The 22,103-nt window shown below is 42.2% G+C and carries 18 protein-coding genes; 5 read left to right on the forward strand and 13 right to left on the reverse strand.

Annotated features, from left to right (window positions below; genetic code table 11):
- Positions 1 to 52: 52 nt before the first annotated feature.
- Positions 53 to 589 carry a dCTP deaminase gene (gene dcd / locus AB6735_RS26105; RefSeq protein ID WP_370999135.1) on the reverse strand — a complete coding sequence of 179 codons (537 nt, stop codon included), beginning with the start codon at positions 587 to 589 and terminating at the stop codon, positions 53 to 55.
- Between the two features lie 263 nt (positions 590 to 852).
- On the opposite strand from dcd, the gene AB6735_RS26110 reads away from it, so the two are divergent.
- From AB6735_RS26110 to AB6735_RS26120, 3 genes are read left to right on the forward strand one after another with little or no spacing between them, the layout of a single operon-like run.
- Entirely contained in the window at positions 853 to 1,500 is a 648-nt protein-coding gene (locus AB6735_RS26110) for a 4'-phosphopantetheinyl transferase superfamily protein (protein ID WP_370999136.1), read from the forward strand.
- Positions 1,500 to 2,255: a lipoyl(octanoyl) transferase LipB gene (gene lipB, locus AB6735_RS26115; protein ID WP_370999137.1), complete on the forward strand. Its 756-nt coding sequence runs from the start codon at positions 1,500 to 1,502 to the stop codon at positions 2,253 to 2,255. Before AB6735_RS26110 ends, lipB begins: the two co-directional genes overlap by 1 nt.
- Positions 2,252 to 2,965 carry an SGNH/GDSL hydrolase family protein gene (locus tag AB6735_RS26120; RefSeq protein WP_370999138.1) on the forward strand — a complete coding sequence of 238 codons (714 nt, stop codon included), beginning with the start codon at positions 2,252 to 2,254 and terminating at the stop codon, positions 2,963 to 2,965. Before lipB ends, AB6735_RS26120 begins: the two co-directional genes overlap by 4 nt.
- Before the next feature lie 67 nt (positions 2,966 to 3,032).
- Here AB6735_RS26120 and AB6735_RS26125 read toward each other — a convergent pair whose 3' ends face one another.
- Both AB6735_RS26125 and ettA read right to left on the reverse strand, forming a co-directional pair.
- Positions 3,033 to 4,100, reverse strand: coding sequence for a branched-chain amino acid aminotransferase (locus AB6735_RS26125; protein WP_370999139.1), 1,068 nt, complete (start codon positions 4,098 to 4,100; stop codon positions 3,033 to 3,035).
- Between the two features lie 262 nt (positions 4,101 to 4,362).
- Positions 4,363 to 6,045, reverse strand: coding sequence for an energy-dependent translational throttle protein EttA (ettA, locus tag AB6735_RS26130; RefSeq protein WP_370999140.1), 1,683 nt, complete (start codon positions 6,043 to 6,045; stop codon positions 4,363 to 4,365).
- A gap of 535 nt (positions 6,046 to 6,580) precedes the next feature.
- Between ettA and AB6735_RS26135 the strand changes: the two genes are divergently transcribed.
- Positions 6,581 to 9,115 carry an ATP-dependent Clp protease ATP-binding subunit gene (locus AB6735_RS26135; protein ID WP_370999141.1) on the forward strand — a complete coding sequence of 845 codons (2,535 nt, stop codon included), beginning with the start codon at positions 6,581 to 6,583 and terminating at the stop codon, positions 9,113 to 9,115.
- Between the two features lie 59 nt (positions 9,116 to 9,174).
- Here the strand turns inward: AB6735_RS26135 and AB6735_RS26140 are convergent, their stop codons facing one another.
- Positions 9,175 to 10,290 (reverse strand): carboxypeptidase-like regulatory domain-containing protein, encoded by a 1,116-nt coding sequence (locus AB6735_RS26140; protein ID WP_370999142.1) that lies wholly within the window; start codon positions 10,288 to 10,290, stop codon positions 9,175 to 9,177.
- A gap of 161 nt (positions 10,291 to 10,451) precedes the next feature.
- Between AB6735_RS26140 and AB6735_RS26145 the strand changes: the two genes are divergently transcribed.
- Positions 10,452 to 10,850 (forward strand): hypothetical protein, encoded by a 399-nt coding sequence (locus AB6735_RS26145; protein WP_370999143.1) that lies wholly within the window; start codon positions 10,452 to 10,454, stop codon positions 10,848 to 10,850.
- An 86-nt stretch (positions 10,851 to 10,936) separates the two neighbouring features.
- Here the strand turns inward: AB6735_RS26145 and AB6735_RS26150 are convergent, their stop codons facing one another.
- The 9 genes from AB6735_RS26150 to AB6735_RS26190 all read right to left on the reverse strand — a co-directional run bounded on the left by AB6735_RS26150 (position 10,937) and on the right by AB6735_RS26190 (position 21,334).
- Positions 10,937 to 11,950: a hypothetical protein gene (locus tag AB6735_RS26150; RefSeq protein WP_370999144.1), complete on the reverse strand. Its 1,014-nt coding sequence runs from the start codon at positions 11,948 to 11,950 to the stop codon at positions 10,937 to 10,939.
- 249 nt (positions 11,951 to 12,199) lie between these two features.
- The gene (locus AB6735_RS26155) at positions 12,200 to 13,012 is read right to left on the reverse strand and encodes an enoyl-ACP reductase (RefSeq protein WP_370999145.1); all 813 of its coding nucleotides are present in this window, start codon (positions 13,010 to 13,012) and stop codon (positions 12,200 to 12,202) included.
- Between the two features lie 160 nt (positions 13,013 to 13,172).
- Entirely contained in the window at positions 13,173 to 14,897 is a 1,725-nt protein-coding gene (gene recN / locus AB6735_RS26160; protein ID WP_370999146.1) for a DNA repair protein RecN, read from the reverse strand.
- 69 nt (positions 14,898 to 14,966) lie between these two features.
- Positions 14,967 to 16,955: a M56 family metallopeptidase gene (locus AB6735_RS26165; protein ID WP_370999147.1), complete on the reverse strand. Its 1,989-nt coding sequence runs from the start codon at positions 16,953 to 16,955 to the stop codon at positions 14,967 to 14,969.
- A 6-nt stretch (positions 16,956 to 16,961) separates the two neighbouring features.
- The gene (locus AB6735_RS26170; protein ID WP_370999148.1) at positions 16,962 to 17,339 is read right to left on the reverse strand and encodes a BlaI/MecI/CopY family transcriptional regulator; all 378 of its coding nucleotides are present in this window, start codon (positions 17,337 to 17,339) and stop codon (positions 16,962 to 16,964) included.
- A gap of 485 nt (positions 17,340 to 17,824) precedes the next feature.
- Positions 17,825 to 18,736, reverse strand: coding sequence for a DUF4835 family protein (locus tag AB6735_RS26175; RefSeq protein WP_370999149.1), 912 nt, complete (start codon positions 18,734 to 18,736; stop codon positions 17,825 to 17,827).
- A complete protein-coding gene (coaBC, locus tag AB6735_RS26180) occupies positions 18,733 to 19,935 on the reverse strand; it encodes a bifunctional phosphopantothenoylcysteine decarboxylase/phosphopantothenate--cysteine ligase CoaBC (RefSeq protein WP_370999150.1) in 1,203 nt (400 codons plus the stop codon). Before coaBC ends, AB6735_RS26175 begins: the two co-directional genes overlap by 4 nt.
- Positions 19,936 to 20,057: 122 nt before the next feature.
- Positions 20,058 to 20,390, reverse strand: a complete 333-nt coding sequence (locus AB6735_RS26185; RefSeq protein ID WP_076379032.1) for a DNA-directed RNA polymerase subunit omega — start codon at positions 20,388 to 20,390, stop codon at positions 20,058 to 20,060.
- An 11-nt stretch (positions 20,391 to 20,401) separates the two neighbouring features.
- Positions 20,402 to 21,334 carry an outer membrane protein assembly factor BamD gene (locus AB6735_RS26190; RefSeq protein ID WP_370999151.1) on the reverse strand — a complete coding sequence of 311 codons (933 nt, stop codon included), beginning with the start codon at positions 21,332 to 21,334 and terminating at the stop codon, positions 20,402 to 20,404.
- Positions 21,335 to 22,103 lie beyond the last annotated feature (769 nt).

A 22,103-nucleotide genomic window follows, 5' to 3' on the forward strand; every position in this document is an offset into this window, starting at 1 on the left:
CACTTTGACCTACCCCAATAACAATGGTTTAATCGTTCAAAAAAAAAATCGTTTAAAATTTATTCTTCCACATCATGCTTTCAACCGGGCGTGTAGTAGGATTATTATATTTAGCGTTGCTTTTGGTGTTGTACATGGTTTCAATATCGCCTTCAACCACAAAATAAATCAGCTGGCCAATAGGCATACCTGCATAAATACGTACAGGCTGGGCGCATGAAATTTCAAGCGTCCAGGTATTGCAGAAACCTACGTCGCCTTTGCCCGCGGTAGCATGTATATCAATCCCTAACCTGCCGGTACTTGATTTTCCTTCCAGGAAGGGTACATGACTGTGGGTTTCAGTATACTCCATGGTAACGCCCAGGTAAAGCGTATTGGGCTGCAGGATAAAACCTTCTTTGGGGATCTCAAAACCATCAATCTCGTTATGCAGTTTGGCATCCAGTACCCTGTCGCGGTAAGTGGCCAGGTGCTTGCCTAAATGAACATCGTAAGAGTTGGTGCCCAGGCATTCGCGTTTAAAGGGTTCAATAATAATACTTCCTTTTTCAATTTCTTCGAGAATGCGCTTATCTGATAATATCATGGTAGGGCCTAAATTACTATTTTAGTCTTAAGTAGTTAGTATCAAGTATCAAGATTTTTAATAACCGAATCTAAAACTATCGTGTAAATTGTCCTGATACCTGATGCTAAATTTTAGTATCAAGTATCAAGATTTTTAATAACCGAATCTGAAACAGGCACATAAATTGTCTTGATACTTGATACTAACTACTCGATACTAACAATTATTTAATTAAATTTATTTGACATAAGTTTGCTACCTATTTTGCAATTTTACTTATTATGGCTATAGCATACAGGCAGCGTATCGACGATGATACCGAATTTGCGCTCTGGAAAATTGAAGAAGAGGCTGACGACCTGTATAAACAACTACAACTTGACGAGGACGAAAAAGCTTACGTTGAAAAACTAAGCAATGGCAAGCGCCACCTGCACTGGCTGGGTACCCGTGTACTGCTCCGCAAAATGTTGCATACCGATGAATATATTGATTGCAAGGTTGATGCCCATGGCAAACCCTACCTGGTGAACCTGCCCTATCATATTTCGCTGAGCCACTCTTTTGATTATGCGGCGGTGATGATCAGCAAAACGCACAAAGTGGGAATAGATATTGAACTGATAAAACAAAAGGTAGAGCGCATTGCAGGTAAATTCTTACGGCCTGATGAAATGAGCTTTATTATTAACGATGAGCACAAAATTGAACAGCTTTACGTTTGCTGGTGCGCCAAAGAGGCTATTTACAAATGCAATGGTGAAAAAGAGGTGTCCTTTGCGGATAACATTTTTTTAGATCCTTTCAGCTTTAATACGCGGGGCGAACTAAGCGCCCGCCTGCATAAAAACAATATCAACCTGGATTATATCGTAAGTTACATGCAGTATGAAGGTTACATGATAGGCTACGTAAAGGGACAAATGTAATGAAGAACAAAAAAGTATTTTTTCAGGACTGGGGTTTGATAGATTATCAGCAGGCCTGGGATAAGCAGGAGGAGTTATTTGCTGCTTCGGTAAAAACCAAATTGAATAACCGCAACAGCGAACTGGCTTATGAAGCTGCCGCCAAAACACCTGTGTCAGCCGGCACTTACGAGCCTTTTGAGCCCGGGGAAACTTTTAACTACCTGGTGTTTTGCGAACACCCGCATGTGTATACGCTGGGAAAAAGCGGTAAACCCGAGCATTTATTGCTTGATGATAATGGGCTGAAAGAAAAAAACGCGGTTTATTATAGCATTAATCGTGGCGGGGATATTACCTATCATGGTCCGGGCCAGATCGTATCGTACCCGATACTGGACCTTGATAATTTTTTTACCGACATACACCTGTACTTACGCACGCTGGAAGAAGCCGTTATTTTAACTTTGGCAAATTATGGCTTAAAGGCTGGTCGTTACCCGGGTTATACCGGTGTTTGGTTTGATGCCGATAATGAAAACGCCCGCAAGATATGTGCGATGGGTGTGCGCTGCAGCCGCTGGGTAACCATGCATGGACTAGCTTTTAACGTTAATACCGATCTGGATTATTTTAATAATATTGTACCCTGTGGTATCGATGATAAGGCCGTAACCTCCATGCAAAAAGAGTTAGGCCGTGAAGTTGATATAAATGAAGTAAAAGAAATCCTTAAACATCATATTTCCGTATTGTTTGATATGGAGATGTTATGATGAAAGCATTATTTATAGTTTTATTATCGATAGGTACCTTATCGGCCTGCACAAAAACAGCATCGATGTCATATACACCACAAGCTCAACCACCTGTTCCTGTAATTGATACGTTAAGCTACCTTGCTCTTGGCGATTCATATACTATTGGCCAATCGGTAGATGAGCATGATGCCTTCCCCTACAAACTTGCAGGGCAGTTGCCCGGACATAAAATAACCGACCCAACCATTATAGCCCGAACCGGCTGGACAACCCAGCAATTAATATCGGCTATTGATGGCAGCGACATCAAAGATAAAACCTACGACATAGTAACCTTGCTTATCGGCGTGAACGATCAATATGGCGGGGGCAGTCAGGCCGATTATCGTGTTAAGTTTGTACAGGTTTTAAATACCGCCATCAAATTGGCCAAAGGCAATACCAGGCATGTTTTTATATTATCCATACCTGATTACGGAGTAACACCCTTTGCCCATGGCGACGATGCGCGCATTGGTAAAGAGATCGATCAGTTCAATGACATTAACCGGCAGGAAAGCGCCAACGCGGGCGTTAATTATATCGATATTACACCCATATCTAAACTGGCTGCCAACAATTCCTCACTTATTGCTAATGACGGCTTGCATCCATCCGCGACGATGTACCAGATGTGGGTTGATAAACTGAAACCGGTTGTTTTAAGCGCCCTGGAAAAGAAATAAGAAATGATATTTCAATAAAAAGGTGCACCAAACGGCGCACCTTTTTTATTTTATGGAATAATAATGATTATCCTACCAGGTAATTCCAACCGTAAGTATCAGGCGCGTTACCATATTTAATGGCATCAAGCGTTGTTAAAACTTTTTGAGAGAACTCACGTGTTTTTGGATCGCTCAGGAAATACTCTTCGCCATCAACACTTATTGAACCTACCGAAGCTATAGTGGCGGCAGTACCGGCCCCAAAGGCATCAGTCAGTTTGCCGTTTTTGGCCCCTTCAATAATTTCGGCTACAGATACTTTGCGTGTTTCAACCGGGATGCCCCATTCTTTAGCTAAAGCAATAACGGTATCACGGGTTACGCCATCCAGTATAGTGTCTTTTGCTTCGGCGGTGATCAGTACACCATCCAGCAGGAACATGGCATTGGCCGCGCCCATTTCTTCAATATATTTATGTTCTTTGGCATCGGTCCAGATCAATTGATCAAAACCTTCTTCGGCTGCTTTACGTGCTGGTAGCATAGATGATCCGTAGTTACCTGCCGCTTTGGCAAAGCCCATGCCGCCTTCGGCGGCGCGGGTATAGTGTGTTTCGATCTTTACGCGCAGCGTTTTTGAAAAATATGGTCCAACGGGGCCTGCAATTACCATATATTTATAGGTAGCAGACGGATTTACGCCCAGGAACGGGTCGGTAGCGAACATGAACGGGCGGATGTACAAAGAATGATTTGCTTTGGCAGGCACCCATTCACGGTCGATATCAACCACGGCGGCCATGCTTTGTAAAAATATTTCTTCGGGTAGTGTCGGCATGCACAAACGCTCAGCCGATTTGTTTAAACGGATAGCGTTTTTGTCCGGACGGAAAATGGTTACTTTTCCATCGGCATGTTTGTAAGCTTTTAGTCCTTCAAAAAATGCTTGTCCGTAATGCAGTGCAGAAATAGCCGGACTAACCCCAATCTCGCCGTACGGAATGACCTGCAGGTTCTTCCATTCACCATCAGCATAATCGGCCACAAACATGTGGTCAGAAAATGTTTTTCCGAATGGTAAATTGTCAAAATCCGTTTCAGCTAAACGGGAATGTGCGGTTTTGGTGATCTTGATGTCCAGCGTCTCAGTCATGGCCTTATGTGTTTATAATTTAGAAAATGGCAAGTTAGGAATTTTTTTGTTGTATTGATATAAGGAATTGATAGTTAGACCAATTTTCGGGGATTGTTGCATATTATGACAGGAATTTAACGGAGGGGTTAAATACAAACGCGTCATTGCGAGGCACGAAGCAATCCCCGACATACAGAGTCGCTCTGTATAGTATAGATATAGAGATTGCTTCGTGCCTCGCAATGACGCTTTGGGTTAGTAGAAGATTTAGAGAGGCTTTTTACACCGTCAACTTCTTATACTTGATCCTTTTTGGCGCTATATCACCCAAACGTTTTTTGCGATTTTCCTCATAGTCGCTGTAATTTCCTTCAAAGAAGTAAACCTGCGAGTTGCCTTCGAAGGCCAGGATGTGCGTACAAATGCGATCCAGGAACCAGCGGTCGTGACTGATCACTACGGCACAACCGCCAAAGTTTTCCAGGGCTTCTTCCAGTGCACGCAGCGTGTTTACGTCGATATCATTGGTGGGCTCATCCAGCAGTAGTACATTTGACCCTTTTTTCAAAGTGATGGAAAGGTGTACCCGGTTACGCTCACCGCCTGATAGTACGCCTACTTTTTTCTGCTGATCGGCACCGTTAAAGTTGAACTTGGATACATAAGCCCTCGAGTTCAGTGGTTTGTTGCCTACCATAATGGTTTCCAGTCCGCCGGTTACGTTTTCCCAAACAGATTTGTTAGGATCAAGGTCGTCATGTAACTGGTCGACATAACCTAAAGCTACGGTTTCGCCTACACGGAAAGTACCCGCATCTGGCTGATCCTGTCCGGTAATGAGGCGGAACAGCGTAGTTTTACCCGCGCCGTTTGGTCCGATGATCCCAACGATACCTGCCGGAGGCAAGGAAAAACTCAGGTTATCAAACAATAATTTATCACCGTATGATTTACTTACACCATTAGCCTCTATCACCACATTACCCAAACGCGGGCCCGGTGGGATGAAGAGCTCCAGCTTTTCTTCGCGTTCTTTGGTTTCTTCAGAGGCCAGTTTTTCATAATTGCCTAAACGAGCCTTTGATTTAGCATGACGACCTTTCGGACCCATACGAACCCATTCCAGCTCGCGTTCCAATGTTTTTTGGCGTTTGCTTTCGGTTTTATCTTCCTGCGCCAGGCGTTTGGCCTTTTGGTCCAACCATGAAGAGTAGTTGCCTTTCCATGGGATACCCTCGCCACGATCCAACTCCAGGATCCATCCCGCCACATTATCCAGGAAGTAACGATCGTGCGTTACGGCAATCACGGTACCTTTATATTGTTGTAAATGCTGTTCCAACCAGTCAATCGATTCGGCATCCAGGTGGTTGGTAGGCTCATCCAGCAGTAAAACATCCGGTTCTTTCAGCAAAAGACGACACAATGCCACCCGGCGGCGTTCACCACCCGACAGTACCGAAATTTTGGTGTCAGGCTCGGGACAGCGCAGTGCATCCATGGCACGTTCCAGCTTGGTGTCCAGTTCCCAGGCGTTCACAGCATCTATCTGGTCCTGCAGTTCGCCCTGGCGGGCCATCAGCTTATCCATTTTATCAGCATCGCTGTAATATTCTTCCAGACCAAATTTCTCGTTGATCTCTTCGTACTCCTTTAATAAGGCTGTAGTTTCGGCAACGCCTTCTTCTACTACTTCGCGCACGGTTTTTTCCGGGTCGAGTTCAGGTTCCTGGCTCAGGTAGCCTACGGTATATCCCGGCGAAAAAACAACTTCGCCTATATTGGTTTTATCAATGCCTGCTATAATTTTTAATAACGACGATTTACCCGAACCGTTTAAACCGATAACGCCGATCTTGGCGCCATAAAAAAACGAGAGGTAAATGTTTTTTAAAACTGTTTTTTGCGGAGGGTAGACCTTACTAACCCCAGCCATTGAAAATATGATCTTTTCGTCTGCCATATAATTGATTAAAAAAGAAATTCAAATATGGTTAAAATTGGCGGATTCCCCGAAAAAAGGCGACGGATATCCTATTTTTGAGTTAAGTATTCAGCATCAGACTGCTTGCACATACTTGTTAAATAATTATTGCGTTTAAACATAAACAATACAGCAACTGTTGGGGTTGTTTTTACGTATATCATATAGGCAGTGTGGGAGTTGTTGCAATGCCTAAATGTCATGCTGAATGACGAAATTACCAGTTATAACCGACTTGCCATGAAAAAATGTTAATATGTTTAAACTATTTTGAATTTTTTGTATCAAACAGGTGTATTTGATTTGTATATTGTAAAATAATTCAGCTATTTGTTGAATTTTTTAATAAAAGTTGCATAATAAAGCTAAACTTTAATAGCTTGCGTATCATATCAATGTCTGTTTCTGCAAACCATTAAATGTTGGCAATATTGTTGATAAATGTTAAGTCAAGCGTCGTGGTTTGTAAAAACAAAATTAATAGATTAGGACGTTCATAAATAGAAAGGTATATATGGAAGCTAAATTTTCGCCGAGGGTTAAAGATGTTATTCAATATAGCAGGGAAGAGGCTTTACGCCTGGGGCACGACTATATCGGGACTGAACATCTTTTACTGGGGCTTATCCGGGACGGTGACGGTGTTGCAATTAAATTGCTGAAAGGTTTAAACGTTGATACAGCTAAACTGCGCCGTGCCGTTGAAGATGCCGTAAAAGGAACTATTGGAACAAACGTACATATTGGCAGTATCCCATTAACTAAACAAGCCGAGAAAGTACTAAAGATAACTTATCTTGAAGCCAAGATATTTAAAAGCGATGTAATTGGAACCGAGCACCTGCTGCTGTCCATACTTCGCGATGAAGATAATATTGCTTCGCAGATACTGATGCAGTTTAATGTAAACTACGAAGTATTTAAAGGAGAAGTTGAATCGCATAAAAACGATGTAACTGACGAAATGCCCGGATCACCAACCGGCGGCGACGACGACTTTAAAGAAGAAGAAGCCTTTAGCCAGCCTAAAAAGGTATCGGACATTAAATCAAAAACACCGGTGCTTGACAACTTTGGCCGCGATTTAACCCGTGCCGCCGAAGATGGAAAGCTTGACCCTATTGTTGGTCGCGAAAAAGAGATCGAAAGGGTATCGCAGATCTTATCACGCCGTAAAAAGAACAACCCTATATTAATAGGTGAACCGGGTGTTGGTAAATCGGCCATTGCCGAAGGCTTGGCATTGCGTATAGTTCAACGTAAAGTATCACGTGTGTTGTTTAACAAACGCGTAGTTACGTTAGATCTGGCTTCATTGGTTGCTGGTACCAAATACCGTGGCCAGTTTGAAGAGCGCATGAAAGCGGTAATGAACGAATTGGAAAAATCACCTGATGTTATTTTATTTATTGATGAGATACATACTATAGTAGGTGCTGGTGGTGCTTCAGGCTCGCTTGATGCCTCCAACATGTTTAAACCTGCTTTGGCCAGGGGCGAAATTCAATGCATTGGCGCAACTACTTTAGATGAGTACCGTCAGTACATCGAAAAAGATGGCGCTTTGGATCGTCGTTTCCAGAAAGTAATGGTTGAACCGGCTACTCCTGTTGAAACTATCGAGATCCTGAACCGCATTAAAGAAAAATACGAAGAACACCATGGTGTAACTTACACCCCGGAAGCTATCAATGCCTGCGTTAACTTAACTACCCGTTATATTACTGACAGGTTTTTGCCAGACAAAGCTATTGATGCTTTGGACGAATCGGGCTCACGTGTTCACTTAACCAATATCCACGTACCACAAAACATACTGGATATCGAGCAAAAGATTGAGCAGATCAAGATCGAGAAAAATAAGGTTGTTCGCAGCCAGAAATACGAAGAAGCCGCTCAGCTGCGTGATACTGAAAAGAATCTGTTAGTTGAATTGGATCAGGCCAAAGCATTATGGGAAGCCGAAACAAAATCAAAACGTTACACCGTAACCGAAGATAATGTTGCCGAGGTAGTATCCATGATGACTGGTATCCCTGTACAAAGGGTAGGCCAGGCTGATAGCCAAAAACTACTGCACATGGCTGATACCGTTGGCAGCAAGATCATTGGTCAGGAAGATGCGATCAAAAAGTTAACCCGCGCCATACAACGTACACGTGCCGGCTTAAAAGATCCTAAAAAACCTATTGGTTCATTTATTTTCTTAGGCCCAACAGGTGTTGGTAAAACAGAGCTTGCCAAAGAGCTTGCCCGTTTTATGTTTGATACCGAAGATGCGTTGATACAAATTGATATGAGCGAGTACATGGAAAAATTCGCGGTATCACGTTTAGTAGGAGCGCCTCCGGGCTACGTGGGTTATGAAGAAGGCGGACAGCTGACTGAAAAAGTACGCCGTAAACCTTACGCTGTTGTATTGCTGGATGAGATCGAAAAAGCTCACCCTGATGTGTTCAACATCCTGTTACAGGTATTGGACGAAGGGCAGCTGACCGACTCATTGGGCCGTAAGGTTGACTTCAGAAACACCATCATTATTATGACCTCGAACATCGGTGCCCGCCAGTTGAAAGACTTTGGCCAGGGTGTAGGTTTCAGCACTAATGCTAAAACCTTACAGGCCGATACGCACTCACGCGGTGTAATCGAAAATGCTTTGAAACGTGCGTTTGCACCGGAATTTTTGAACCGTATTGATGATGTGATCGTGTTTAACTCATTGGGTAAAGATGAGATCTTCAAAATTATCGATATCGAACTGGCCTTCTTATTTAGCCGTGTTAATGGTTTAGGTTTCAAAATTGAGTTGACCGAAGCTGCTAAAGAGTTTATTGCCGATAAAGGTTATGATTCGCAATTTGGTGCACGTCCGTTAAAACGTGCTATCCAGAAATACCTGGAAGATCCAATTGCCGAAGAAATACTGAAAGGTGAACTGAGCGAAGGCGATATCATGGCGGTTGACTATGATAAAGAAGCCGGCGAGATCAAGATCATCGATAAAAAAGGCGAAAGCAAAAAACCAGAACAGGAAGAGCAGAAATAATTGTTTCTTCTTACAGATAATCAAAACCCGGCCGCAAGCCGGGTTTTTTGTTTTATAAATTATTTGGTAGCCACAATAGGTTCATAATCTACAGGTAGCATTTCGGCAAAGCGGTATGATGTCCAGTCGCCTTCAAAAATGATGCTGCGCGGGTTGCGGATAATGCCGTTGTTGTCAAAAAAAGCATAAGCCTCATGCTCATCCAGTGTGGCTATGGATGTGGCAACATCAGCTGCATCGGGCGTACGTTGGGGGTTGCTACTGGCTTTTTTGTTATACATAACATACAGGCAATCATTAAAACTCAGCGCGAATAAGCCGGGCTGATCGGTACGTTTGGCAAAGGTGTTTACATCAAGCGGCTGCCTGATCAGGGTTTGCAGGTATTTGTTCTTACTATCAAATGGGCCGCCCTTATATTCAGGGTTGGGTTTGCGAATGAGTTTTAAAACCTCAAAACCCTCTTGCAGCAGTTGGTTGGTAATAATGCTGCGCAGAAAGTGCATCGGCGAGCCCAGGTAGGCAGTTTGTCTTTTCTTTTTCCACCTGCGTATTTTTGAATTGCTGCCCCCCATATCTTCAAATACCGATATGCCGTCATAATACAAAAAACCCCGATTAGTATTATAAGTAAATTGGTTGAGCTTATATTTTATTTTATAACCGAGGGCTTTATTCTCTATTTCCAGGAAATCATAAGATGAAGCCTCAAGCGTATGTGTTTTAGCATCGTAATCGAAGCTGAGCAAATCAGGGTTCAGTATCTTACATTGCGCCGCGTTGGCTGATGTACCCAGAAACTGGCGTTTAAACAGGTCATAATATTTTCCCCAATCGAGGTTGGGCTTAATTTTTACCTCGTTAAGCTCAATGGTTTTGGGGATCAAACCAATTTCAGGTAGCACAAGGTTATTATTCACCAGGCTGACAGCTTTACTATAAGTCTCGTAACCGACCACAGATATGATGAGGTCATATTGGCCCGGTCGCACATTAGTAAGTGTGAAAGAGCCATCGGCAGCAGTTTTGTTGCCTACGCTTGCATTGTTTAAAAATACACTGGCATCGGGTATCGGTTTTTTGTCGTTAAGATTGATCACTTTGCCGCTAATTTTTAACTGGGCAAAACAAAATGATGGAAATAAGAGTATTAATAACAACAGGAACTTCTGCATATCTAAAATTAAACTAAAAAAGTAGTTTTGTGAAGCGAAATTTATTTTACTTATAGAATTACAGAGTTATTATAGTATAAAAATAAAATAACCTAAAAAACGTTAAACCTTTTAATGACATTTGCGTCTTTACTAAATATCAATAATCAATACATTCATTTATGAAAAAAATCTTGACTCTCGTTTGCTGTACTATTTTACTGGCAGCAACATCTTGTACAAAAAAGTATGTAACGCCAGGTGCTAAGACAGTTTTTACAAACATCACTGCCGATATGTGGCACGTAGATAATAGTAGTGCCCAAGGTTCTGTGCATGGCTATACCGTAGATGTACCTGTGCCTGATATTACTGATTATTATAACGATAATGGAGCTGTATTGGCTTATATCGATTATGGTGATGGCTCATATGAGCAAATCCCTAATGTTTATGATAATGTTACTTTTAGAGTTACTTATTATACCGCGGGCCATTTATACATTGATGCGCAGAGTTCAACTGGAGCTGTTCCTGCAAATCCAGGTGCTCTTAAACTTAAATTAGTTTTGGTTCCTTAACCATTAGCCGAAAGAATTTCAATAAATAAAAAAAGCTTCCTGTATTTCAGGGAGCTTTTTTATTATTTATTGAAGCTGTTCTGTTTTTAATGAAAATAAAGGTCAACCTCCCGGTTGCTAACTACTGTAGTGTGCTGCCCAACATCGGTTACAACGTTATAAGGAATAAAATTCAGGTTGGCTACGACAGGCCTTCTGCCACCACCTGTTAATACCTGAATATTCGTCATCGCGCATACACCATTCGGATAGTTTGAAGATTGTTGCATATTATAAGCTTCCATGGTTTCAAATATATACTGCATCTCTGGTACATTGTTTACCGTTATGCTGTTATTATCCGGGTAATAATGAATGCGGTGCGGGCCTGGAGCTGTCGGGTTGTCAACTTCCCAAAATTTGGATGTGTAATTGTAATTTCCACCAGTTGCGGCAGTTCCGCTCATATTGCCTGTTAGGCCGGTACCAGGTGTAACGGTTATTGGTGTTCCATAAAATACGGGACAGGTTTGGCAGGATACATACCAGTTATTGATAGCCCAGTAATTACCTCCAAACCGACCATTGTTGCCATATTGTAAAACCGGCTGCAGAATATGCGAGGTAGCACTAAAGCCATCCTGTAATCCGTTAAAGAGGTATAATAATTGGCCATTGTTTGCCGGAGGGTTAGATGGCACTATCCAGTCGGTTGAAAATCCGGTTATGCCCGATACCGGCACATCGTTTTGCGCGTAGGTGATCCAGCCTGAGCCCAGGCCTGGTAGAGCTGAAGTACTTAAGCTTGTTGTTTTCTTTGATTGCTCTGCAGCTTTCTGTATCTGCAGCTGGTCGCCAAAGTCTTCGGCTACTTTACCCGTTTGGCTTTGAACTTTTACCAAATGGTTTCCCTGATAGGTTAGGGCATATCCACTTTCTATTTGATGCACCTGTGATGCAGGTCTTGCACCGAAAGGTGTAATCACCATGTCCTCTTGTGTGGCTACTTTTGAGGCATCGGGTGATTGATTAATTGGGGTGATAGCTGCCTTTTTACAGCTAAAGGAAAATAATACGGCAAGTGCTACAATGCCGGTACGGATTGATGAGATGTGTTTCATAAATAGGTTTTTTAGAGTTTAGAAATAACCTTTACCAACCAATTTGTTAGTATAGTATTGGCGGGCTTAGGTAAGATATTTAATATCTAAATTAAAAATAATAATTATATTTAATGTATTAATAAAAAGATAACTTATTATTAATAAAATGAATCGCTCAGACAAAGAGTGCTTAATTATAAATTATTATTACATAAAAAAAGCTCCCGGTATTTGTCGGGAGCTTTTATGCTTTAGTTTTTTCTTTTCTTATTTTTCCATCTGCTCAATAACCGCCGGGGTTACGCCGGTGAAGGAGAAACCCCCATCATGGAAAAGGTTTTGCATAGTAACCATACGGGTTAGGTCGCTGAAAAGGGTTACGCAATAGTCGGCACATTGATCCGCACTGGCATTACCCAGCGGACTCATCTTTTCGGCATAATTAATAAAGCCATCAAAACCCTTTACGCCCGATCCGGCTGTGGTGCGGGTTGGGGATTGGGATACTGTATTAATGCGGACATGTTTTTTCACACCGTACTGATAACCAAAGTTACGGGCAATGCTTTCCAGGTAAGCCTTATTATCGGCCATATCATTATAATCCGGGAACACGCGCTGGGCCGCAATATAGGTTAAGGCTACTACTGAGCCCCACTCGTTAATCACATCCATTTTCATGGCGGCCTGCAACAAGCGGTGTAAACTCAGGGCCGATATATCCAGGCCTTTATGCGTAAAATCGTAATTGTTTTCGGTGTAAGGAATGCTTTTGCGCACGTTAACGCTCATGCCAATGGAGTGCAAAATAAAATCGACACCACCATTAAAATGTTCCTGTGTTTTGGTGAGCAGGTTATTAATATCGTCACCATTAGTTACGTCAGCGGCAATAACCGGGGCGTTGCATTCTTCGGCCAGTTTATTGAGTTCGCCCATGCGCAGGGCGATAAGAGCGTTGGAGAGTACAATTTCGGCACCTTCCTCTACAGCACGTTGTGCTACCTTCCAGGCTATGGATTGATCGTTCAAGGCACCAAAAATGATTCCCTTTTTACCTTTTAATAAATTATAAGCCATATTTTTTGTTTTTATAACTGAAGTATTATTTAGTTTGTAATCAGTTTGCGGTTATCAGTAGGCAGTTTGCAGCTGTTATCGGTTATTAAAAAAATTACTGCCCACCGCAAGCTGGCAATCGGTAACCGCTCACTGCAAACTGGTCACTGCCAACTATCTACTACAAACTCCCAAGCAATTCTCTTGCATTTTGCAAAGCACTTTCGCCGGGTTTATCACCGCTGAGCATTTTGGCAATTTCCAGTACACGCTCTGGTTGATCCAGCTGTTTAATACGGGTATAGGTAATAGCTGCCGAGTCATCCTTATAAACAAAATAATGATTTTGGCCTTTGCTGGCTATTTGTGGCAGGTGGGTTATGGTGATTACCTGCAGGTTATCGGCCAAGTGTTCCATAATTTGTCCAACTTTATTGGCTACCTCCCCGGATACGCCTGTGTCTATCTCATCAAAAATAATGGTAGGCAAGGCAGTGTATTGTGCAATAAGCGACTTAATACTCAGCATCAACCTGGAAAGCTCACCGCCTGACGCCACTTTGCTCATTTCGGCAAGGGCATGTCCTTTGTTGGCCGAAAACAGGAATTTGATCTGATCGGCACCGGTTTTGGTAAGAGGGTCAGAAAGTCCGAAAGTCCGAAAGTCGGGGTTTTGATCGGACTTTCCGACTTTCGGACTTTCCGACTTTCTCACCTCATGTTCAATCTTCAATGCCGAATTGCTCATGCCCATTTCGGCCAGTGTTGCCAGTACCTGTTTTTCAATAGCCGGGATAGCTTTTAAGCGATTAGCGGTTAATTGTCCTGCCAGTTTTTCCAATTCGGCTCTATCGGCGGTCAATTGTTTTTGCAGTTGCTCTACCGCTTCGTCACTAAATAGTACTTTTTGGATCTTGTCAGACAGGTCATCCTGAATCGCCAACAATTCTGCATTGGTATTTACCCGGTGCTTTTTTTGCAGGTTATAGATCAGGCTGAGGCGGGTGTTGATCTCCTCAACCCGGGCTTCATTGGTTTGGGTACGTTGCTCAATAATTTCAATTTCGGCAGCGATATCTTTGAGTTCGATAATGGTGCTGCTTAATCGCTGATGTAACTCTTCAATTTGTGTATCAAATTTTTCGAGATTGCCTAATTGCAAGCCGGCTTCTTTAAGCTGCACTAATGCCGATGTCTCGCCTTCCTGCATCAGGTGGTAGGCGCCAAACAGGTTGCGTTTTATTTCTTCGGCATTGTTTAGGGCATATAGTTCTCTTTCCAGAGATTCCTGCTCATCGGGGTGCAAGGCGGCTTTTTCCAACTCATCAAACTGAAACTGGAAATAATCCAGGTCGGTTTTTGCTTTTTCACTACCGGCAATGAGCTCGTTAAGCCGGGTAACCGATTTCCGGTAGGCCCTGAATTTGCTTTGATAGTCATTCAGCAAGTCATCGTGTTTGGCAACGGAATCAACCACCAGCAATTGAAACTCGGGATCATTTATTTCGAGCGTTGCATGTTGGGAATGAATGTCGATCAGCTTTTCGCCCAGTTGTTTTAACGCGGTCAGATTAACCGGCGTGTCATTCACAAATGCTCTCGACTTGCCATCGGCAGATATTTCACGGCGCAGAACGGTTTCGGCTTCGTAATCCAGGTCGTTATCCTCAAAAAATGATTTCAAATGAAAGCCGTCAATTTTAAACAGGCCCTCAATAACGCATTTTTTTTGCTGGTTAAAAAAGTAACGACTCTCGGCCCGTTGCCCTAAAATGAGCGACAAAGCACCCAGGATGATAGATTTACCTGCACCGGTTTCGCCGGTAAGGATGTTTAGTCTCTGACCAAAACTTATCTCCAGGTTATCAATTAAAGCGTAGTTGTTGATGGTTAGCTTCTGAAGCATAAAAAAAGTGTCCTTATTTTATTAAGGACACTAAATTACGAAATTCGATGTATTGGGCTAATATTAAAACTATCTATTAGTGGTATCCGCCTTAGCGTCAGAATCGTATTTATTATCGTACTTGTAATCATATTTATAGTTGTACGCTTGTTTACGATACTCAGCCATCTTTTTCTTAAACGCAGGGCTTTGGGTGTATTCGTGCAATCTTTTTGAAGCCTGCTCAAGTAATTCCTTTTCTCTTTTCAACTCCGGATTGTTCTGGAACGACCGCATTTGCTCGCCCAGCTTTCTCATTTCAGCTTGTTGCTCCTTCATCTGCGGGTTATTATAAGCTCTTCTCATGCTATCGCCCATCATCCGAAGTTCGGCTTGCTTTTTACGAAACTCAGGCGAATCATATTTAGCGCGCATTTGTTCGCCCATTTTTTTCATTTCGTCGGTTTCTTGTTTTATCTCAGCTGGTATTTTGCTTTGCAGTTCATCCTGGTATTTGCGGTAATTTTCGTCTTTGTTGTTTTCAACATAGTCGTTATCAGGTATGCCATACTTTTTCTTAAGCTGATCGTTCATTTTTTTAAACTCCGGACTCTTAAAATAGGCACCCATTTTTTCGCCGGCCTGGTGCATTTTTTCGCTGAGTTCTTTGGTTTCGCTGCCGTCGCCCCATTCTTTTTGAACATCAGCGGCTATTTTTTGCTGGCGTTCGTGCAGTTCTTTCATTTCTGGACGGTTATAATAATCGGCCATTGCCTTACCTTTTTGAGCAAGTAATTCTGACTGCTTTTTAAACTCTTCACTGTTATAGTATTTGCCCATGGCTTCGGCATGTTTGGTTACCTCAGCGGTTAAGCGGCTCAGTTCGGCATCATTAAGGCCATAAGCTTCGGCCAGGTGTTTTTCGTGATTAGCCTGTCTTTCTTTGTCTTTTTTATAAGCAATTATCTTTTTTGATTTGATGGTCGATTTACGATGAGTAGTGTCAATTGGTTCGGCAATAATTTTAGGTAGCGCCAGCGCCACTTTTTTAATAGAAAGCTTACCGTTTTTGATGCTTGGATTTAACCATGCTATGCTGCTTATGCTGGCGGCCATTATGGCAACGGCCACAAGCAGGTGGCGGATGTTGCCTATTGGTTTTGTTGTTTTCATGATACGTTCAATTCTGGTTAATAAAGGATATTTTTTGCTGGTAGCAGCCAATGCCAGTCGCAGGTCCATATGCCGGGTTTGCTCTAATTTTAAAAGAGCCTGGGCATATATTAATGGTTGAGCGGTGGTTTGTACTACCAGATCGTCGCAGCGGTTTTCGCGCTCCTGGTTTATTATTTTGTTAATTAATTGGGCAAAGGGATTAAAGAAAAGTAATACGGTGATGAGTTGTTGTATCATATTCAGCAGGTAATCATTCCGCTTAATATGTGATAGTTCGTGCAATAGAATCGCCTCGATCTCGGTTGCTGATAAATAGGTAGTGAGTGTAATGGGCAAAAGAATAATAGGTTTAAAAAAACCGATCATACAGGGCACATCAACCATGCGGCTGAAATTAGCGCTTACGTATTTACCGATGCGCAGCTTTTTACAAAGACTATCTACATAGATCTGGACTTCATCTGCAGGAATCATAGTGTTTTTAATGAGACTTAACTTTTGCAGATTAAGCCCCATCCTGAGCAGGTTAAACACCAAACCGGCAAAGTACAATGCCGAAACATAGGGGAGGTATCCTTCAATAACATAATTTAAGCGGGCAGCCGGGATGGCATGGGTGGCTGCGTTTAAAGGAAAATCAAAGTGCGGTAACAGGCTGGCTGAGCTAATCGCGGCCAGATCGACCCATACATGCTGCTGTACCTGTACAATAAAGGTATAGATAAACCAGGCGCAGATGGTAAAAATACCGGCCATGCCCAGGTTATGCTTTTTTACCGACGACATAGACGGCGCACAGGTAAATAACAGGTGCAATACAAACCATACCAATAATCCCTGCCACAAGGAATGGATGATGGTGATGCCTAAAACCTGGCTTACGTTATAGAACAGATTTTCCATGATTGTTTATTTTTTATCCTGATCAAATTTGTTAAGGAAATTTTTAATAGCGTCAATTTCGTCGGCCGATGCCCGGTGCTGGCCCAGGGCTTGTATCACCAGATCGGATGTTGAACCTTTAAATACAGTAGACAATATTTTATCCAAAGCGTTGCTTTGCGCCTGCTCCTGGGAAAATAGCGCTTTATACAAATGCGTTTTTGAGGTAGTGTCGCGCTCAACCAAACCTTTGTCGTGCATAATCTGCATCAGCTTTAGCGTAGTGGTATAACCGGCGTCCTTGGTTTTGGCCAGTTGCTCGTGCACATCGCGTACGGTACATTGGCCTTTATTCCAGATCACCTGCAATATTTCCAGCTCACTTTCTGTTGGTTTTATATCCATGTTATTTTTAATACGAATTTCTTCGTACAAATATCTACGATAGATTTCGTATTTGCAAGAGTTTTGTGAAAATAATTTTCAGAGAGGAAGGGAATTGAGGTTATTTCCCGGAAAACAGGGGGAATGACAAAAGAAGTTTGTCAGAATATCGCTTTGATAATCGACTCAGCCCGACATCGCTGCGCTCGTCACCCCTCTCTCCGCTGCGCGCATAGAGGGGTTTTTCTTTTCTTTTTTATTTTTTCTCAACCCTCTTTCCGCCGAAGGCGAAGAGAGGTGGTCCAGCGAAGCGTAGACCGGGTGAGTCGATCGCCGGAATAACGGTTTTTGCCGAACTTATTATGACTTTGAGTTATGGTTTACATGTAAACCCACTTTTTGATAGTTTATTTATTGTAATGATCTTATTATCAAAAATATAAATCAATGTAAATCATGTAAACCCACTTTGTCAAGGTGGGTAGCCTGTTCAGGAGTTACCTTGCTTAGCGTGTAGTAGGGTTGCTACCCTGCAAGGTCTGGTACTTATTACCATTGGCCGGATCAACCTGTACCAGTATGTTCATGGCTTGTAAACGGTCCTGCGGTTCGGCTTTGCTAAATAGCGATACCAGTTCATCACTTTTTGCGGTATAAAATATAAGCGGGAGCATAGCGCCTACGCGCAGTCTGTCTACCTGTTGCAATGATGGTAGAAAAGAGGAGATTGCTTTAAGACCTTTTGATGTATTATCGGCCATAATATCCAAACCATTACGGTGGTAATCATACAAAAAGCTGCGTAATGGGGCATAGGCTTTATTGTTCAGATTTTCGCAAAGCCAATACCGGCTAATGTTGCCATCGAAAGCTTTCCAGCCTCGGTATGATCCGGTTTGTGCATTATTGATCACCGTTTGTGCAGCCGCAAAATAAGGCGATCCGCCGTAAGATGAAAACGTATCGTAATCCAACCCGATAATAACATAGGCATAAAACGCCATGATAGAGCTCAGGTTACTTTGAAAACTTTGATCGGTGTAATCAATGGTCTGGCCTTCGTTATAAATAAAATCAACATCCTTATCGGTAAGGTTAATAATGGTGGAATTGTAAGTTGAACCATAAACCGGTCTTGAGGATTGTACCTGGAGTTCGCCGCTAAAGTTGCTGCTGCCATCCCAATTGGTAATGTTGAGTACAAAATTGCAATCTACCCTTTCCTGGGGTTGTATAGGGTCGGCGCTCCATTTGCGGCCATTCAAAAAATCCTTCATGGCTGTTTCCAGCGTCTGGAAAATACGCTTGTTGCTCCCCTGTATTTTGGGCGAAAGAACCTGCACCCGGGCGTTAAGGTCCTGGGCGGCAACCCTGAAACCGGCGAGGGTTAAAATAATATAAAAGAATATTTTTTTCATCTGTTGATGAGTTGGGCAATTTTTAGGCAAATGTCGTGAGCCACAGCTTCCTTGCTTTTAAGCTCAAATACTGTTTTTTGAAGGCCGCGGTCAATAATGGTTACTTTATTCGTATCCTTTTTAAAACCGGCCCCGGCATCGTTAAGCGAATTTAGTACAATAAAATCAAGATTTTTTCTTTGCAGCTTGCTTATTGCATTTTGTTCTTCATCATTGGTTTCCAGTGCAAAACCAACTAATATCTGTTCCGGAGTTTTTTGTTCGCCCAGGTATTTTAAAATATCGGTCGTTTTTTTGAGCTCGATGTTGAGGTCGTCATCCTGTTTCTTGATCTTTTGTTCGGCTACATGAACAGGGGTATAGTCGGCCACAGCTGCGCTCATAATGCAGGCTTTCGCTGTTTTAAAGTTGCTCTCACAGGCGGCAAGCATTTCCGCTGCCGAGGTTACGTTTATCCGTTTGATGTTTTGCTGATGGCTTACCTCGGCCGAAGGGCCACTGATGAGGGTTACGTAGGCGCCCATAGAAGCCAGTTCATCAGCAATGGCAAAGCCCATTTTGCCCGACGAATGGTTACCGATGAAACGCACAGGATCAATAGCCTCATAAGTAGGACCTGCAGTAACCACGATACTATGATTGGCTAAAAGGAGTTTTTTTTTTAAGGTTGATGATAAGAAAGCAACTATCTCATCGGGCTCGGCCATCCGGCCTTCACCGTACAAGCCACTCGCCAGCTCGCCCGAACCGGGGGCTATTAATATATTACCAAAGGATTGCAGCCTGGTAACATTTTGCCGGGTAGCCGGATGCAGCCACATATCCAGATCCATAGCGGGTGCAAAATATACAGGGCATTTAGCCGATAGGTAAACGGCTAATAATAAGTTGTCGCAAATGCCATTGGCCATTTTAGCCAGGGTATTCGCGCTTGCAGGAGCTATGATCAGCATATCAGCCCATAAACCCAACTCAACATGATTGTTCCATTCGCCGGTGTCCGGTTTAAAATAGTTAACATGCACAGGGTTTTTGGAAAGGGTAGATAGGGTAAGCGGAGTAATAAAATGGGTAGCATCAGGTGTCATCACCACTTTTACATGCGCGCCAGCTTTAACTAATAATCTGACCAATAAGGCCGATTTATAAGCGGCTATACTACCGCAAACACCTAAAACTATATTTTTACCTTCAAGCATTGAGCCCCCTAACCCCCTAAAGGGGGAATGATTTTAAAATTTAAAAATAAACAAAAAAACTCCCGAAGTGGGAGTTTTCTTTAAACATTGCATTCCTCGCACCCTTCAGGGGGCAGGGGGGCTTACGCTTCTTTGGTAGGGTTACGGTAGTAAACCTTGTCGTCCAAAAATTCCTGAACTGCTACCAATGAAGGTTTTGGCAGTTTCTCGTAATATTTAGAGATCTCGATTTGTTCACGGTTTTCAAAAACCTCTTCCAGGTTGTCATTTGATGATGCAAACTCAGAAAGTTTTTGGTGTAACTCTTCTTTAATATTGTTTGATATCTGGTTCGCTCTTTTCGACATAATTACAAGCGACTCATATATGTTGTTCGTGTTTACATCCAGCTCGCGTAAATCGCGGGTTACAGTGCTGCTGGCTACTGCTGGTTTGTTTGGGTTATTTGCTGTCATATTGAATTTTTTTAATATGGAATTTTTTGTTGCTGGTTCTTTTCTGATGGCGGCTGTGTTTTTAAGGTGTCTTTTCCCTTTTCCGCTAATTTTTTGGCTAACTTGTCATTACTCAAAGCTTCGGCAAGTATATGTTTGGCATTCTGGATACCACGTTCACTGTTTTTAGCTAATGTTTTCACATCATTGCCATAGGTACTGCTCGGGTATTTTTCATTAAACTGATTGGCATAAACCTCAGCCAGTGTAAAACGCTCCTCCTGTTTGTACTCTAAACTATGATTAGCATATAAATATTGCGCCTTAACGGTAAGGTACTCCATTTCTTCGGCATACTTGGTATCGGGGTAATCGCGTAATGCATTATTAAAGGCGATAACGGCCGATTGATAGTCGCCGATGGTTAAATACAACTTAGCGTTGGCATAAGCTTTTGTTTCCAGTTTATCGCGCAGGTTTTGTATCAGCTTACTTGCTTCAGTAACACGGTCGCTTTTAGGATACAAGTTAATAAACAACTGCAAAGCTTCAATAGCTTTCATGGTATTATCCTGATCGAGCGAGTATATAGGCGAATCCAGGTAGTAGCAGTAAGCAGAAAAGAAACGGCATTCCTCGGCCCGCGTGCTTGATGGATACGTATCTGCAAAAGTTTTGAAGTGATATCTGGCAGATGTATAATCCTTCAGCTTGTAGTTGGTGAAGGCATAATAGTAAAACAGATCTTCCGCCTCAGCACGTCCGCGGTAGCGCTCAACCAACACCTCAAATAGCCCCAAAGCCTTGTTATAATCCTTTTGATTATAGTACTTAATGGCCTCCTGGTATTTTTTGGCGTAATCGTTACTTGCTTTTAACTTTTCGTATTTGCTTTTACAACCGCCAAGTGTGATAATTAACAGAGCTAAAACACTGGCTAATAACGTAAGTTGCTTTTTAAACATTTTGCAAAGATAGGTGAATAATATAAATCAGTCAATTATTTATTTATCAGCGAATATATAACGTGTTTCCTGCTACTTATGTATATAACAAACTATTTAACATCTTTTAACGATTGAGCCTGTGCGGACAGGTTTTCGGGGGTGTTCAGATTCTTCCCGGAGACTGTTAAATAGGAGAGCTATATATATAGTATATAAGCAAGCAAATAACGTTGTGTTTTCCCTGGATTCGGGCTATGTATCTGCTACCATATATATAGTATATGTAAGTAACGGATGAAAGCACTTTTTAGGGCCGGCGAACTGTTTATTCAGTTGCTGTATATATAGTATATAAGTAGTAAAGAATAAGGCTTTGGATTGGCATTGCTAAAATACCAGAGAAATGGCGGCTTTATTAACAAAGATGGGCCGTTATAGTTGATTTTATAGGTAAATGCCCGGTTTGAACATTTGATGAGTAATTTTTCAAGCTGATTATTAACACCTTATGTACATGTGTTAAGTATTTGTTAAAAACAGTTTGCGAAATTGATTTCTATGCATACCTTTGCAGCCCGCAAACGAGGAAGCGGGGTTGTTCTTAGAAAGGTTAGTGAAGAGGTTTTGAAGACAGATAAGTGAGATTGAAAGAGAAAAAATAAAGACCAAAAAAACTTCAAATAAATTTTCGGAAAGTCAAAAAGGTTTATACCTTTGCAGCCCGCTGAGGAGGAAGAGAAAAGAGAGGAAAGGCGGTCAAAACTTTAGGATAAAAAAAAGAAAAAAA

This window comes from Mucilaginibacter sp. RCC_168, from assembly GCF_041355315.1.
Classification (GTDB): domain Bacteria; phylum Bacteroidota; class Bacteroidia; order Sphingobacteriales; family Sphingobacteriaceae; genus Mucilaginibacter.

Coding starts and splice junctions, on each gene's coding strand:
- dcd (WP_370999135.1), bottom strand. CDS start 589: ATGATATTATCAGATAAGCGCATTCTCGAAGAAATTGAAAAAGGAAGT.
- AB6735_RS26110 (WP_370999136.1), top strand. CDS start 853: ATGGCTATAGCATACAGGCAGCGTATCGACGATGATACCGAATTTGCG.
- lipB (WP_370999137.1), top strand. CDS start 1,500: ATGAAGAACAAAAAAGTATTTTTTCAGGACTGGGGTTTGATAGATTAT.
- AB6735_RS26120 (WP_370999138.1), top strand. CDS start 2,252: ATGATGAAAGCATTATTTATAGTTTTATTATCGATAGGTACCTTATCG.
- AB6735_RS26125 (WP_370999139.1), bottom strand. CDS start 4,100: ATGACTGAGACGCTGGACATCAAGATCACCAAAACCGCACATTCCCGT.
- ettA (WP_370999140.1), bottom strand. CDS start 6,045: ATGGCAGACGAAAAGATCATATTTTCAATGGCTGGGGTTAGTAAGGTC.
- AB6735_RS26135 (WP_370999141.1), top strand. CDS start 6,581: ATGGAAGCTAAATTTTCGCCGAGGGTTAAAGATGTTATTCAATATAGC.
- AB6735_RS26140 (WP_370999142.1), bottom strand. CDS start 10,290: ATGCAGAAGTTCCTGTTGTTATTAATACTCTTATTTCCATCATTTTGT.
- AB6735_RS26145 (WP_370999143.1), top strand. CDS start 10,452: ATGAAAAAAATCTTGACTCTCGTTTGCTGTACTATTTTACTGGCAGCA.
- AB6735_RS26150 (WP_370999144.1), bottom strand. CDS start 11,950: ATGAAACACATCTCATCAATCCGTACCGGCATTGTAGCACTTGCCGTA.
- AB6735_RS26155 (WP_370999145.1), bottom strand. CDS start 13,012: ATGGCTTATAATTTATTAAAAGGTAAAAAGGGAATCATTTTTGGTGCC.
- recN (WP_370999146.1), bottom strand. CDS start 14,897: ATGCTTCAGAAGCTAACCATCAACAACTACGCTTTAATTGATAACCTG.
- AB6735_RS26165 (WP_370999147.1), bottom strand. CDS start 16,955: ATGGAAAATCTGTTCTATAACGTAAGCCAGGTTTTAGGCATCACCATC.
- AB6735_RS26170 (WP_370999148.1), bottom strand. CDS start 17,339: ATGGATATAAAACCAACAGAAAGTGAGCTGGAAATATTGCAGGTGATC.
- AB6735_RS26175 (WP_370999149.1), bottom strand. CDS start 18,736: ATGAAAAAAATATTCTTTTATATTATTTTAACCCTCGCCGGTTTCAGG.
- coaBC (WP_370999150.1), bottom strand. CDS start 19,935: ATGCTTGAAGGTAAAAATATAGTTTTAGGTGTTTGCGGTAGTATAGCC.
- AB6735_RS26185 (WP_076379032.1), bottom strand. CDS start 20,390: ATGACAGCAAATAACCCAAACAAACCAGCAGTAGCCAGCAGCACTGTA.
- AB6735_RS26190 (WP_370999151.1), bottom strand. CDS start 21,334: ATGTTTAAAAAGCAACTTACGTTATTAGCCAGTGTTTTAGCTCTGTTA.